The organism is Dyadobacter soli, from assembly GCF_900101885.1.
GTDB lineage: Bacteria > Bacteroidota > Bacteroidia > Cytophagales > Spirosomataceae > Dyadobacter > Dyadobacter soli.
In genome coordinates this window covers 103,023-116,615 of sequence record NZ_FNAN01000025.1, presented here as the reverse complement: position 1 = coordinate 116,615, position 13,593 = coordinate 103,023, and the positions used below count along the sequence as shown (strand labels likewise).

At 51.9% G+C, this 13,593-nt stretch carries 13 protein-coding genes; 6 read left to right on the top strand and 7 right to left on the bottom strand.

What is annotated here, in order from left to right; all coding sequences use genetic code 11:
- Both BLQ88_RS31980 and BLQ88_RS31975 read right to left on the bottom strand, forming a co-directional pair.
- A partial coding sequence (locus tag BLQ88_RS31980; protein ID WP_143016979.1) for a transposase occupies window positions 1–385 on the bottom strand: 385 nt, incomplete at its 3' end.
- Between the two features lie 94 nt (window positions 386–479).
- Window positions 480–3,161, bottom strand: a complete 2,682-nt coding sequence (locus BLQ88_RS31975; RefSeq protein ID WP_229212953.1) for a DUF6528 family protein — start codon at window positions 3,159–3,161, stop codon at window positions 480–482.
- A gap of 169 nt (window positions 3,162–3,330) precedes the next feature.
- Between BLQ88_RS31975 and BLQ88_RS31970 the strand changes: the two genes are divergently transcribed.
- Window positions 3,331–4,314 carry an endonuclease/exonuclease/phosphatase family protein gene (locus tag BLQ88_RS31970; RefSeq protein ID WP_090157089.1) on the top strand — a complete coding sequence of 328 codons (984 nt, stop codon included), beginning with the start codon at window positions 3,331–3,333 and terminating at the stop codon, window positions 4,312–4,314.
- Here BLQ88_RS31970 and BLQ88_RS31965 read toward each other — a convergent pair.
- Both BLQ88_RS31965 and BLQ88_RS31960 read right to left on the bottom strand, forming a co-directional pair.
- Window positions 4,305–5,114 carry an AraC family transcriptional regulator gene (locus BLQ88_RS31965; protein ID WP_090157088.1) on the bottom strand — a complete coding sequence of 270 codons (810 nt, stop codon included), beginning with the start codon at window positions 5,112–5,114 and terminating at the stop codon, window positions 4,305–4,307. The two genes, BLQ88_RS31970 and BLQ88_RS31965, sit on opposite strands and share 10 nt — an antisense overlap.
- 34 nt (window positions 5,115–5,148) lie before the next feature.
- Window positions 5,149–6,006: an NAD(P)H-binding protein gene (locus BLQ88_RS31960; protein ID WP_090157100.1), complete on the bottom strand. Its 858-nt coding sequence runs from the start codon at window positions 6,004–6,006 to the stop codon at window positions 5,149–5,151.
- 120 nt (window positions 6,007–6,126) lie between these two features.
- Here BLQ88_RS31960 and BLQ88_RS31955 point away from each other — a divergent pair, with 120 nt between their 5' ends.
- On the top strand, window positions 6,127–7,410 hold the full coding sequence (locus BLQ88_RS31955) for a Na+/H+ antiporter (RefSeq protein WP_218132977.1): 1,284 nt from the start codon (window positions 6,127–6,129) through the stop codon (window positions 7,408–7,410).
- A gap of 2 nt (window positions 7,411–7,412) precedes the next feature.
- Here the strand turns inward: BLQ88_RS31955 and BLQ88_RS31950 are convergent, their stop codons facing one another.
- Window positions 7,413–8,144, bottom strand: a complete 732-nt coding sequence (locus BLQ88_RS31950; RefSeq protein ID WP_090157087.1) for an energy transducer TonB — start codon at window positions 8,142–8,144, stop codon at window positions 7,413–7,415.
- Window positions 8,145–8,313: 169 nt separating this feature from the next.
- Here BLQ88_RS31950 and BLQ88_RS31945 point away from each other — a divergent pair, with 169 nt between their 5' ends.
- Both BLQ88_RS31945 and BLQ88_RS31940 read left to right on the top strand, forming a co-directional pair.
- A complete protein-coding gene (locus BLQ88_RS31945; protein WP_090157086.1) occupies window positions 8,314–9,294 on the top strand; it encodes an alpha/beta hydrolase in 981 nt (326 codons plus the stop codon).
- A gap of 206 nt (window positions 9,295–9,500) precedes the next feature.
- The gene (locus BLQ88_RS31940; protein ID WP_090157085.1) at window positions 9,501–10,751 is read left to right on the top strand and encodes an SGNH/GDSL hydrolase family protein; all 1,251 of its coding nucleotides are present in this window, start codon (window positions 9,501–9,503) and stop codon (window positions 10,749–10,751) included.
- Here BLQ88_RS31940 and BLQ88_RS31935 read toward each other — a convergent pair.
- Window positions 10,741–11,130, bottom strand: coding sequence for a LytR/AlgR family response regulator transcription factor (locus BLQ88_RS31935; protein ID WP_090157084.1), 390 nt, complete (start codon window positions 11,128–11,130; stop codon window positions 10,741–10,743). The two genes, BLQ88_RS31940 and BLQ88_RS31935, sit on opposite strands and share 11 nt — an antisense overlap.
- 68 nt (window positions 11,131–11,198) lie before the next feature.
- Entirely contained in the window at window positions 11,199–11,675 is a 477-nt protein-coding gene (locus tag BLQ88_RS31930) for a DUF6252 domain-containing protein (protein WP_090157083.1), read from the bottom strand.
- 217 nt (window positions 11,676–11,892) lie between these two features.
- Between BLQ88_RS31930 and BLQ88_RS31925 the strand changes: the two genes are divergently transcribed.
- Entirely contained in the window at window positions 11,893–12,456 is a 564-nt protein-coding gene (locus BLQ88_RS31925) for a Crp/Fnr family transcriptional regulator (protein WP_176885174.1), read from the top strand.
- 104 nt (window positions 12,457–12,560) lie between these two features.
- Entirely contained in the window at window positions 12,561–13,592 is a 1,032-nt protein-coding gene (locus tag BLQ88_RS31920) for an efflux RND transporter periplasmic adaptor subunit (protein WP_090157081.1), read from the top strand.
- The last annotated feature ends 1 nt before the right edge of the window (window position 13,593 follow it).

Below are 13,593 nucleotides of genomic sequence, written 5' to 3'. Positions count from 1 at the left end.
ACTGCGAATTGCCCTTGGAGTTGCTGGACGCATCGGTGCCAAAACTTTTTTTTAAATCCATTTTTAGTTCCTCATTGGCCAGTTCAATCACTTTCTCGGCACATTGGTGCTTCAAACTTAGGTCCGCATAAGCCTCTTTCAAACGCCGCAATTCGGCCTCCAAACGCTTTTGTTGGTTAACTTCACCTTTCATCTCGATCCGGATTACTTTGTTGACTAAATGATCTTTACCAAATTTAATAATCCATTTCTTGATTGTCATACTTCCCTTGATCCCATAACGTCGGGATGCTTCCAGGTGGCTTAAACCTTCTTCCTCTATCTCACGGACTACTTCTTGTTTGAAACTAAGACTGGACTTAATTATCGGCCGACGTTCGTTCATTTTTCCTAATGGTTGAGTCAACCTATTTCAGGACGGGACAGGAAAAAACTCCTCCTTCCTCCCCTTCCTCCCTTCCTCCTTTCCTCCCTTTCCCCTACTTCAACACCTTCCTCACCTTCTGATAAATCTCCGTATTCTCATAAACCCCTCTGAAATCCAGCGAATGCGGGCCGTAGGCGAATACAGGTACCATAATGCCGGTATGGTCGCCGGTGCTGAACTGGCCGTCGACGTAGCCGGTTTTGAGATTTCCGTCCAGGAGGGTAAGGCCGCCTGTTTCGTGGTCGGCGGTGACGATTACGAGCGTCTCACCGTTGGAATCGGCGAAACGGAGCGCCTCTCCTACCAGTTTGTCAAAATCAAGCATTTCGGTCACCACGTACGGTACAATGTTCTCGTGGCCGCCGTAATCCACCTGCGCGCCTTCGGCCATCATAAAGAAGCCTTTCGGGTTCGATTGCAGCGATTGAAGTGTTTTTTGAAATGAATCTTTGAGGAAATCGCCGCGACCTTTTTGCATCGATACGACATGCTTATCGTCCAGCAACACAAACGGGGCCTTCATGCCTGCCAGGTCGTTCCAGTTGTCGGACACCCGGAAACCGCGTGCTATCAGGGAATCGGCCGTTTTGGTTTTGGCAAAATGGCCGTAACCGCCGCCTATCAGCACATCGACGGGTTCTTTCAGGAAATCCGTCGCGATTTCGTCCATCTGGCTCCGCTCCGGGCGGTGCGCGTAGAATGCCGCCGGGGTAGCGTCGGTGATGTCGCCCGCCGAAATCAATGCCGACTTCCGGCCCGTGGCTTTCACCTGGCGGATGATCGACGGCACCGGTACGAGGTTGGAATCCACGCCAATGGCCCGGTTTCGGGTTTTATGGCCCGTCGCGAATGCGGTGGCACCCGCAGCCGAGTCGGTAATGTAATTATCCGAAGAAGCCGTTTTCGAGAAGCCGATATTGAGGAACTTACCCAGGTTAAGCTCGCCGCGGTTCGCCGTGAGTCCTGAATAAATTTGCGCGAGGCCCATTCCGTCGCCGATCAGCAGGATGATATTCTTCACCTTACCGGGCGCGTCGTTGTTTTTGTAGGTGGGTTGATAAGGTTTGTAAAATTCGGTCGACTGGTATTCGGCATTCTTGCGGCCGCTGAGAAAATTACCCAGTTCGGCCACGTGGTCGGTATTAATGTAGTCCGCACCGAGATTCATCAGCACTTTCCACGCATTGATATTGTCCGGGCTGGCCCAGAAACGGAAAGGCTTACCCATCGCATGCGCCTGGGTGATCGCGTCCACGAGTGCCTTGCGGTCTTTTTCAACCGGGATACCCTTTCCGTTCCATTGGGAATACTTGTGAAAATCCTGGCTGATCATCCCGAGGCGCTCAGCTTGTGCAGCGGTGTAGTTGGTACCCGGGCGGCCATCGAAGAAAATGAATGCAGGATACTGCTCAAATTCCGCCGGCGGTGGCGTATTGCCGCTTAAAACCACTTTCACGGAACCTTTCGGTGCGAGTAATGCCTCGTGCGGAGCCAGTGCCTTTACCAATGCGGGTAAAGTGGTTTTGTAAGTCGTTTTAAGGTCTACCAAAAGGGTCAATACCCGGCTTTTATCCCTGTAAATACTGCCTTCGTTTTTGGTGATCTGCTTGATAATCTGCTGTAAATACAGTTTATCGAACGTGCGGTCGGCGCTGATATCCCTCGAATCGTGCGCTACGTAAAGCGTATCGTTGCGGAAATGCACGTCGGCCTCCACCGAGCCGAACTGGTGCCGGTAGGCCAGCGTGAAAGGCGCCGCCTGCAAATAGTCGTTATGTGAATGCGCGCGCGAAAGCGGGTTTTCGGCTTCCGCAGCCGATAGTCCGTTATCGAACCACCGCGCCTTGTATACGTGCATGTCCGGGAATGCGAACTTGCGCGCTGGCTCGTGAAATTTTACGTGGAATGTCCACCAGCTTTCTTCCGGAATGGTATAAATGTATTGTCCGGATGCTTCGCGGCCCAGGCTTTTCACATTCTCGGCGTCGGGGAAGCCTTTGATTTTGGTAAACTGTTGCGTCGCCGGGCTGAACAGCCAGGTACCGTGGTGCTCGGTCACGAATAAATCGCCGGAAGCATTAGCCGGCTGCAACTCATGGCCTCCCACGCCCGGGATCGCCCATTTCGCCACCATTTTGAGGCTGTTGCCGGAAACGATTTTGTACTCGCGGAGCACATCGTAACCCAATGCGAAAAGACTTTGCCGTTTTTCATTCCACACCACACCATGCGCCGAATACAGGCTGTCGGTATAAAGCGGCTTGTCGGGCTGCTTCAATGAGAAGAGCATCAGCTTGTTACCGGCCGGGCTGACGGACGCGGCAGCAGCGACGAGGTCGCCGGGCAGCAGTTCGATCGAATGCGCATTCGGTACGGCGGCATGGAACAGCACTTTTTTATCCTGCAAATTCAACAATGCGATCGCCCCGCCGGAGGACGATACCAGCAGCTGCTTTCCGCCGCGCACGGCCTTGCAGTCGTCCATGGTATTGAAAAGTTTCGTGCGGAAGTGCTCCGGCAGGTCCATCGCCTGGTGCGCATCCCACGACCACGCGATTGCGGGAATGCTGTCTTTGGAACGGTTATAATCCACGAGCAGCACTTTACTATCGCCGCAAACGAGGAAAGATTTCTTTGGAACAGACTGAGAAAATGAAGGGCTAATGCAAGCCGGTGCGACGACTGCCAGAAGACAAGCGGCGCGGCTATACATTCTTTTCAGGAAACGCGTCATGGAATAGGTTATCACTGTTAAAAAATAGAACTGCCGCGAAGTTAGTACCGTAACCTTCCGAAAACACGCCAGAATGCCCTATCCGGTTGAAAAATAACGTATTCTTAACAATTTGGAATTACCCTGACCACATGCCGCCAGTAGTTTTGGGCATACCAACCGGCACATTATGAGGGCATATTTACTTCTTGAAAAAAACAGGTTCCTGAAATCCCTGTCGTGGCTTTTTATCCTCTTCTTTCTCTCCGAGGCCACACCTGCTACCCGCGCTAATATGCAACCGATGAGCGCCCGCTGGACGCAATTGCCCCCCGATTCCGCCAATGCAGGCAGTTTTTCCGTGATCACCTACAACATTGCCGGCCTCCCCCAGCTCATTTGCAGCGCCGTTGCCCCCAGGAAAGAAAGTATTTCAGCCATCGGACGGCTGCTCAACCGCTTCGATATCGCCCATGTGCAGGAGGATTTCAACTACAATCAATACCTCTACCACACCGGTAATGCGCACCCGTTCCGCACGCCTACCAAAGGGGCTGTCATGACCGGCGACGGCCTCAATACCCTTTCCAAATTTCCGGTAAAGCACCTCCGCCGCATTGCGTGGACGGACTGTACCGGCGCCGACTGTTTTACGCCCAAAGGTTTCACCTATACACGCATTGAAATCGCCCCTGACCGCTTCATCGACTTTTACAACGTACACGCCAATGCGTACAACCACCCGCGTGCCGCCCTCGCGAGGCGCCACAACATGGAGCAGCTGTCAACCTACATCCGCCTGCATTCCGCCGGCAATGCGGTGATCGTGATGGGCGACCTGAACGGCCGGTACAGCTTCGGGCAGGATAATGTGGATCGGTTGTTGAAGGAGAACGGGCTGGCCGACCCGTGGGTGAACATGCATTGCAAAAATCAGCTGCCCGTCCGCAGCGACGCCATTCCCGCCAGCGACATCCTCAGCCTGACCGATTCCTGCGAAACGATTGACAAGATTCTTTTCCGAAGCAGTCCGTTCATCCAGCTCAAACCGGCCGCCTATGCATTGGAAAATGTTATGTTTACCAATGCAAAAGGGCAACCGCTATCGGACCACCACCCTGTTTCGGCCCGGTTTGAATGGAAGTTTGTCGATGAAGTGATTGCCTACGATTGAACCAGCACCGGGAAGTTCTCCACGGTTTCATGAATGCTCTTCCGGAACTGGAAGGGCGTGAGGCCTGTAAATTCCTTGAAATTGCGGATGAAATGCGATTGGTCCGCGTACTCCTGCTCGAAGGCGATGTCGGAAAGCTTGTCGTAACTCTGCGCGCGTAGCTGGTTGAGCGAGGCCTGGAAGCGGCAAATGCGCCCGAAAAGCATGGGTGAGAGCCCTATCCCTTCCTGAAAACGCCTTTCCAGCGTGCGCTCCGATACCTGCAACTCCTGCCTGAGGTCTTTCATCGAAATGTTGCCCTGCGACTGGATGATCCGCTGCATTGCGTAACGCGTCGCGGCTTGGAGCGAGTGATCGTTGCGGCATACCTGCTCCCAGAGGCATTCGGAAAGGATATTGGCCTTCGTTTCCACGTCTGAGGTGCTTTCCAGCCGCTCCATCAGCCCCTTGCCATTGAAAAACAGGTCTAGGTCCAGGCAATCGTTCGTCAGCTCGTTGGAATCCATACCAAAGATGGATTTCAATGCATGGGGATAAAAATATACCCCGATGGTGCTGAATGTGGCCGGCGAGACGATGCGGGTATGCACGGTCGATTGCCCGTAGAGGAATATAGACGCCAGTTGTTTGCCCTCCTGAAAAGACGCCCCTGCCGATTGCTGGAAAATAATGCCGGGGGAACCGTCGGCGATGGTTACGAAATGCACCTGCTCGTCGGGACGGCCCGAACTTTCGAGCGCCCAGTAATACTTGACGTATTCCTGCAAATGCGGCGGCGGCTGGATCTGATGGTATTTCATGGCTATTGAGTCGTAAGGCAAGTTACCGATTTTTTCAAAACAATGCTTTCAGATATTCCTGAACACCAAGCGGTTTGCGTCCCAGGAAACCTTCCAGCGAATGATGCGTTTTCTCAAACTCGCCTGCGCGGATGCTATCGGCCATGCTCGCGTAAAAACCGGCTTCCTCATCACCTAATCCGAAACCGAGCAACCCTTTCCGGTAATCTTCCGGTGAAATATCGGTATGCGCCGCCTCTTTGAAGCCTGCTATGTCCTTCAATGTCAATGCAATATCCGCAAAACTGAATGTTTCGGAGCCAGTAATGTCATAGGTAGCATTGCTGAATGCAGGGCCGGTAAGCACATTGCATAATGCCTCGGCAATGTCTTTTCTCGAAGCAAAACTCACGCGCCCGATGCCCGACGGGTAAAAGATCCGGCCGTCGCCCATCGCCTCGCCGATAAAGAGCGGGATGGTTTCGTGGTACATACTGTTGCGGAAAAAGACGTAGCGCATGCCGCTCTGGCGGATCAGCTCCTCGGTATTCCGGCAAATGTGCGCTGCCTGGAAATGCGCCGATTCGTGCGGAAACAATGTGCTGGTGTAGGCGATCTCTTTCACGCCGCATTTCACGGCTGCATGCACGACGCGCGTCTCCTGCGCCATCGCACGCACCCCCGTGGCCGAGGCGGAAATCTGCAACAGCCGGTCCACGCCGGTCAGCGCCTTTTCCAGCGACTCCTGATCTTCATAGTCCGCCGTGCGGATGTGTATCCCCGAACCCGCGTACTCGCTAAGCTTGTCCACATCACGCACGATGGCGACGATGTTTTTCGGCAATGTTCTTTTGATTAAAAATGCAAGGGTGGCTTTCCCAAGGTTTCCGTTTGCTCCTGTAATGGCTATCATTGTTTTGTTTGTTTTAATGTAAAGCAAAACTAGCCGCCGCCCGTCCCTCAAAATAGAACAAAACCGACACACCCGATTTTTCTGCCCGGAAGCCCTGATTTTTCGCAATCATCCTTAGATTTGAAAATACACGCCGGCCCCGGCCCCGCACATTCAATCAGCATTATGGAGAATTACAGTATCGTCATCTTTATTATGGCTATCATGATCGGCCTCTCCGCCATGGCCGACAGCGTCAGGATACCCTACCCTGTTTTACTCATCACCGCCGGGATCGCTATTGGCTTCATTCCCGCATTGCCCGTGATCGAGCTCAATCCGGAAGTCGTGTTCCTAATATTTCTGCCTCCGCTGCTGTACGATGCTGCTTTCAATATCAATTTTCAGGATTTCAGGATCAATATCAACACCATCGGCACACTGGCCATTTCGCTCGTGTTTATCACCGCATCGGGCATTGCGGCTGTGGCCTACTATCTCATTCCAGGCATGACGTGGCCGCTCGCATTCGTGCTCGGCTCCATACTTTCTGCTACCGACGCCGTCGCGGCCATGAGCATCACCAAAGGCCTCGGGCTTTCCTCCAAAACTAATACCATTCTCGAAGGCGAAAGCCTGGTAAACGACGCGTCCGCGCTGGTAGCCTACCGGTTTTCGGTAGCAGCCGTCACCGGTTCCGCATTCATTTTCTGGCAGGCATCGGCCGAATTTGCAGTGCTGCTGCTCGGCGGCGCGATCGTCGGGCTGGTGATCGGGCGCATTCTGGGGGCGATTATCATGCGCATTCACAACAATGCGCAGGCGACCATCGGGATGATGCTCCTGATGCCCTTCGTCGCCTACCGGGTGGCGGAAGAGCTCGAAGTGTCGGGCGTGATCGCCGTCGTGATCCTCGGCCTGGGCATTGCCGATTTCAGCAAGAAGATATTCCCCGACCGGCTCAAACAGCAATCCAAAACGATCTGGGAAACCATCATTTTCCTGCTCAACGGCCTTATATTCATATTAATAGGCCTGCAATTTCCTTATGTGGTCAAAAACATCAGCAGCAATCAGCTCCTTCCTTACATCGGTTACGCATTCATTATCACCGTTATAGCCCTCCTGCTACGCATGATCCGCGTCTTCTGGCAAAGGGCAAACCTCCAAAAAGGATTCGAACGCGGACACAAAAGGATTAGCGAAAACGCCCTGCTCGATTTCAAAAACAGCCTCATTATCAGCTGGTCGGGCATGCGCGGCATCGTCTCCCTCGCTATCGCCATCGGGTTACCCACGCACCTCCACGACGGCACGCCGTTCCCCCTCCGCGACGCGATCATCTTCATTTCCGTAGCCGTGGTACTGTTCACGCTGATCGGACAGGGGTTGACGCTGTCCTGGATTGTGAAGAGGTTGCAGTAAAGTTAGTCCAGTTGAAAGTTAATAGGCAGGTTGTACTTGATTGCCACTTTCACGCCATCGCGCTCAGCGGGTTTCCAGTTGGGCATCGCCCTGACGACGCGGATTGCTTCTTCGGCCATCAGGTTATGTGGAGATGCCAGAACGAACAGTTGAGAAAGCTTACCCGTGGCGTCCACTATGAAGCTGACGAACACTTTGCCCTCGATATTGCGCCGCCTCAGTGAACGCGGGTATTTTACATTTTCTGTTAAAAAGCGGTACATCTCCGGCAAACCGCCCGGGTACTCGGCCTGAGAACAAACACTTTCCGAGCCGTCGGGCTTGTACATTTTTTCATCTGTCTGCTTCCCTGAATTGTCGAAATGCCTGTACGTATCGATCTGCCCATTCTCATAATAGGTAATTTCTTCGTCGATCAGCCTTCCATTCATGTACGTCGCTTTGGTTTTAAGCTTGCCGCTCGGATGGTACCATTCGAAAGAACCCTGTTTTTTGATCATGGCCCGATCAAGAAAAACGCCGGTCATCTGCAATTTCCCGTCACTGTAATAATCGTTCACCTGCCAGAATCCATTATCGTTGTTGTAGGCAATTCTGTAAAATGCGGCTGTCGGGGACTTCGGGATTTCGTTCCAGTCTTTATCATAAAAAATCCGGATGGTGTCTTCTTGCGCAAAACATACTGATTTACAAGAAAATAAGAGCAAAAAAACGAAGCTGTAATATAATTTCATGCTAAAAAAGGAGATTTAAGTCACCAAGATAGACAAAATGCTTTTTTCACACCTTCCAAACTTTTCTTAACCTAGGTTAATTTTTCAACCGTTTCCCTGCCCTAGTTTTGTCCTATCAAATCAAGCACAACAAGAAAAAACGAATATCAAATCTCAAAACCTTTTAATCATGGAAACGCTGAATATTATAGACCCCGCCAACGACCCTGCGATTTTTGAAGATGTAAAAACTTTCCTCAACGCCCTCAACTCCGGAGGCGGCACGCCATTGGAACAACTCTCACCTGCAGATGCGCGTAATGTGCTCGTAGGTGCGCAAAAATCAGTGGAAGTGGATTTGTCGGGCATCGAAACGAGTGAAAAAACGATTACCCAGGACGGCCTGACTGTTAAACTCGATATTGTAAAACCAGCCGGTACTACCGAAAAATTGCCGGTATTCATCTTCATCCACGGTGGCGGCTGGGTACTGGGCGATTTCCCTACCCACAAACGTCTTGTGCGTGACCTGGTGGTTTATTCCGGTGCGGCAGCGGTATTCGTGAATTATACACCGTCGCCCGAAGCGCAATTTCCGGTGGCGATCAATGAAATATATGCGGCTACGAAATGGGTGGCCGACCACGGCGACGAGATCAATGTCGACGGTAAAAGACTGGCCGTGGTAGGTAACAGCGTGGGCGGTAATATGACCGCCGCAACAGCGCTGAAAGCGAAAGACAACAATGGCCCGGAAATCAAATTGCAGGTAATGCTCTGGCCGGTAGCCGACGCCTCATTCGAAACAGGCTCGTACAACCAGTTCGCCGAAGGCCGCTTCCTGACCAAAAACATGATGAAATGGTTCTGGGATAACTACACTACCAACCCCGAAGACAGAAAACACCGCTACGCCTCGCCATTGCAGGCTACTACCGAGCAGTTGCAGGGACTGCCTCCCGCATTGGTACAAACCGCTGAAAATGATGTCCTCCGCGACGAAGGTGAAGCTTACGCACGCAAACTGGAAGCTGCCGGTGTGAAAACCACATTGACCAGACACCAGGGTCTGATCCACGATTACGGCCTGCTGAACCCCATCGCGCATGTTCCTGCCGTGCAGGGCGCGCTCCTTCAAGCAGGCGCTACGATCCGCGAGGCATTGAAATAATTTAAGTACCTACTAATACACGGAAACGGGTTACGCGAAGGTGTAACCCGTTTTTTGCATTTCGCATTTTTAGTCAGCAGAGTATCAATTAATTATAAATATTTTATAAAAAAACAGGAAAATAACATAACTATTTCCACCGTTTTGTGTGTCTAGATTTTGAGTAAGCGGTTAAATTACCGCACCTAAATCCTTACAGTGATTCTATGACGCAAAAACAAATCGGGCTGATAGCCGTCTTTTCCAGCTATCTGCTCCTCGCCATCACAGTGTACCGGTGGCAGCTTTTCACACACTTCACCTGGACCATTTTGCTCTTCAAAGCACTGGTTCCCATTGCATTCGTCCTGTTCTGCTGGTCCGTTACCCGCTTGCTGAAATGGCCGTTCTGGACAGCGCTACTCCTTCCTACGATGCTCGAAACGGCTTCCTATTTTTACATCCGGCACACCATCGACGTGAACCGGAATGCCGACCGGCACGAAGTGGGTGTGCTCGACCAATGGGTCAATTACCGGGACGTAATTCAGTTCAACGGGAATTTCGCCAGCTACTCATCCGACCTGGGCTATATCCTACGCCCAAAAAGCGAAGGCGTATTTTCGAGCCTGGAATATAGTAATGTGTTTAAAATCAACAGCTTCGGTGTTCGCGACGATGAAAGTTCGCTCGATAACCCGAAACTGGTTTTCCTGGGCGACTCGTTTACCATGGGATGGGGCGTAGACGAAAACCAGGCCTACGCCGACCTTACCGGCCGGAAACTGGGCATCAAAACGCTCAATGCGGGTATTTCATCTTACGGTACCTATCGCGAAATGCTGCTTTTTTCCAAAATCAAAAAAGATTCCGTGAAACTTGTGGTACTGCAATACTGCGACAACGACCACGAGGAAAACGAAGCCCGCAACGAACCGCAGAACCAGCCCCAGCACCTGACGGCCCGGACATTCGAAAACACCACGACTTTCAACCGCATCAACGAAACCTATTTCCCGATGCGCTACACCTACTTCTTCGTACGGGAAAAAGACCTGCTCAAACGCATCTGGACGAGCCCGATACAGGTTTTCGGCGAGGTAGGCGGTGCATTGAGTGCGTGGATCAATGGTCGGCAGCTGGATACCGTAACGCCGCAGCGCATCAAGACAGCTGCCGAAATGAAGGTCCACACCGAGTATTTCTTCAAATCACTGGCCAAAATCCGGAAGTTTTACAAGGGCAATATCATGGTCATCCACCTAGACGGCCTTTACATCCGCCCCAGCATGATCCCCGCATTCAAAGCCGAAGCGCAGAGGATCGGCGACACGCGCTTGTATTTCCTCGACACTGAACAGCTATTCCAGGCTAAGGACTATTTTCCGGTTGACGGGCATATCAATGCGTCGGGTCATGCGAAGGTTTCGGATGCATTAACCAAGGTCATCTCGGAGCAGCAGTTGCTCACGCGCTGATACGCTCCACGCGCTCGCCAAAAATGCTGATGATTTCCTTCGTTTTGCGACGGCTTACCGCCGCTTCGTTACCGCATCGCATTTTAAGCGCCCGGCCGTCTTCCGCGCAACCGATCACATAATGGGCATTCACGAGAAACGATTTGTGTACGCGGACGAAGTTGGTATCGAGCTTGCACGCCAGCCATTTCAGCGTTTTGCAGATCAGGTATTTCCTGCCCGCACACGTGTATACGTAGGTGTAGTTTCCATCACCTTCAAGGAAAGTGATGTGCTCGGCGGCGATTGTAATGGTCCGGCCCATGAAATGCACGGAAATGTGTACAGGCTTGGGGCTGAGCTGGCCGGAAAGCGGATTGAAAGGAGTAAAAGTATTCATAGACAAGGGGATAGCGCAAATCGTTGGATGGATGGCCCGGGCCGGAAGAGGTGACGAATGACGGCGGCCTAGCGCACGTTCACGTTAAAGCTGCCGTCTGTTAGTGTGCGTTTGAGTGTGCCTGTCGCGTCCACGGCGGTCAGGCTGAAAGTACCCTGGATATTGCTGTCGGTTCTTTTGGTGATCGTGACCGAGCCGCTGCCGCCGTTGATCGTCGAGAAATCCTGTTTGTTAAAAGTCATCACGGCGAAATTCTCGGCATTGATCGCGAACGTCCCCTCTTTCGCTGTTTTGGGTAAAGCAATCGCCACGATATCGTTCGTCTTGCTGTCGAGGCCGTAAATGGCATAATAGAGGTCGTTGGCGGGGAAACTGGCCAATGCATAGGAGAAGTCCGGGGCATATTCCTTGCCATCTACCTTCACTTTGAAACCGGCCGCACCGGCTGCGGGATCAGGATTTACATCGTCGTTCTTCTTGCTGCAACCTGTAAGAATAGTGATACTTAAAACAGATAGGATGGTCAGTAACTTAAAAGCTTTCATGGAAATGATTTAGTTTAAAAAATGTGTAGTAGTCGTTTGACAACTCAAAACTAATACATGTAGAATGCGCCCATGTAACCGACTACACATGAGGCGGGTTTGGGTTTAAACCCGGCGATGGATGACCTAAATCCGGTTACAAGCTGTGGGTATCCGGCAGGAAATAGCTATGTTAGGGCATTCGCAAAAAACAGCCTCCGCCCATTGCATTACCTTTATGGACCTGATTCTCTACCTGAAACAACACATGATATTATCCCCCGAAATGGAAGCGCAGGTGCAAGCCGCTTTCAAAACGGAGGAATTACCGAAAGGCAGCCGGCTGTTATCGCCCGATAACTTTTCGCAGAAAGTATTTTATGTCGAAAAAGGGGCGACGCGTACCTATTATGTTAAGGATGGCAAGGACATTACGCATTCTTTTATCCTGGAAGGCTCCTTTTTTATTTCCATTGAAAGTGCTTTTTTCAACAGCCCGTCGCCCTACGGCGCAGAGGTTTTGGAACAAAGCATTATCCGCACCATCCCCTACCAGGACCTCGAAAAGTTCATCGACGATTTTCAGCCGTTGCAGAAACTGAGCCGGCTGGTGATGATCAATGCGGTGAAGACATTCTCGGATAAACTGTATTCGATCCAGTTCCAGTCGGCGCAGGAACGGTACAATTCCATGCTCGAAAAATTTCCGGACATTATGCTGCGCGCACCGCTCGGGCACATTGCTTCCTACCTGGGCATTACGCAAGAAACGCTGAGCCGGATCAGGGCAGGAAAAGTTTGACATTTTTTTCGATCTTGGGTTACTTTTTGATATAGATCAAAAGCATTGCCGGCCATCGGGGCCAATTTTGCAGCAGGATATTTAACCTAACGGTCGTCCAATCTATGAAAAGCAATCCTATCTATCTCATGCTCACGATGGCTTCGCTCGTGGGCTGCAACAATGCTGCCGACCAGGCCAAATCGGTCGAAAAGCCGCTCCCGGTCGTGACGCAGCAGGCGCAGCACATTACCGCCAACAACCAGATCTCCGTCAGCGGAAACGTCGAGGGTAACAAAACGGTACGCCTCGGTTTTATGGTGGGCGGAAAAATCAACTACATCGCCGCCGCCGAAGGCCAGCTCGTCAAACAAGGCCAGCTGCTATCGAGCCTCGACCCCGGCAATTACAGCATTGCCAAGGAAATAGCCGATGTGCAAGTAGCTCAGGTACAGGACGAATACGACCGCCTGAAAGTTATGCACGACCGCCGGAGCCTGAGCGAAAGCGATTTTGCCAAAGTAGGTTTCGGGTTGCAGCAGGCACGTGCGCAGGAGAAGCTGCATGCTAAAAATCTCTCGGATACGAAACTTTTTGCGCCGATAGGAGGAGTAATGCTGAAAAAGATGGCGGAGGTCGGCGAGATCGTCGGGGTAGGCACGCCGCTATTTGTGGTGTCCGACATCCGGACAGTGAAAGTGAATGCGTATATCCCCGAAAGTGAATTGCACAATATCAAGCTCGGGCAGGAAGCGAAAGTGCTCGTTTCGTCGCTGAGCGAGACGTTTACCGGCAAAGTAACCGAAGTAGGTTCCGCCGCCGACGCGGCTTCCCGGGCATTTACCATTAAAATAGCCCTTAATAATCCCAAATTGCTCATCCGCCCCGGCATGATCGCGGAAGTGACGCTGGCTTCCAACCAGTCGAAGAAAGCATTGGTACTGCCTACCGAGGCCGTTCTGCGCGACCTCGACAACCAGAGCTACGTTTTCGTAGCCGACGCCGACCGCAAAATCGCATTGAAACGGAAGGTGAGCATCGGACAGCTCACCGATAACCAGATCGAGATCACATCCGGGATCACCGAAACCGACCGCGTGGTAACCGGCGGGCAACACAAGCTCACCGACGGCACCGCCATTTCCATCAACCAATAAG

What these genes read in the sequence shown, in the direction of transcription:
- BLQ88_RS31975 (WP_229212953.1), bottom strand. Translation starts at nt 3,161, where the DNA reads ATGACGCGTTTCCTGAAAAGAATGTATAGCCGCGCCGCTTGTCTTCTG.
- BLQ88_RS31970 (WP_090157089.1), top strand. Translation starts at nt 3,331, where the DNA reads ATGAGGGCATATTTACTTCTTGAAAAAAACAGGTTCCTGAAATCCCTG.
- BLQ88_RS31965 (WP_090157088.1), bottom strand. Translation starts at nt 5,114, where the DNA reads ATGAAATACCATCAGATCCAGCCGCCGCCGCATTTGCAGGAATACGTC.
- BLQ88_RS31960 (WP_090157100.1), bottom strand. Translation starts at nt 6,006, where the DNA reads ATGATAGCCATTACAGGAGCAAACGGAAACCTTGGGAAAGCCACCCTT.
- BLQ88_RS31950 (WP_090157087.1), bottom strand. Translation starts at nt 8,144, where the DNA reads ATGAAATTATATTACAGCTTCGTTTTTTTGCTCTTATTTTCTTGTAAA.
- BLQ88_RS31945 (WP_090157086.1), top strand. Translation starts at nt 8,314, where the DNA reads ATGGAAACGCTGAATATTATAGACCCCGCCAACGACCCTGCGATTTTT.
- BLQ88_RS31940 (WP_090157085.1), top strand. Translation starts at nt 9,501, where the DNA reads ATGACGCAAAAACAAATCGGGCTGATAGCCGTCTTTTCCAGCTATCTG.
- BLQ88_RS31935 (WP_090157084.1), bottom strand. Translation starts at nt 11,130, where the DNA reads ATGAATACTTTTACTCCTTTCAATCCGCTTTCCGGCCAGCTCAGCCCC.
- BLQ88_RS31930 (WP_090157083.1), bottom strand. Translation starts at nt 11,675, where the DNA reads ATGAAAGCTTTTAAGTTACTGACCATCCTATCTGTTTTAAGTATCACT.
- BLQ88_RS31925 (WP_176885174.1), top strand. Translation starts at nt 11,893, where the DNA reads ATGGACCTGATTCTCTACCTGAAACAACACATGATATTATCCCCCGAA.
- BLQ88_RS31920 (WP_090157081.1), top strand. Translation starts at nt 12,561, where the DNA reads ATGAAAAGCAATCCTATCTATCTCATGCTCACGATGGCTTCGCTCGTG.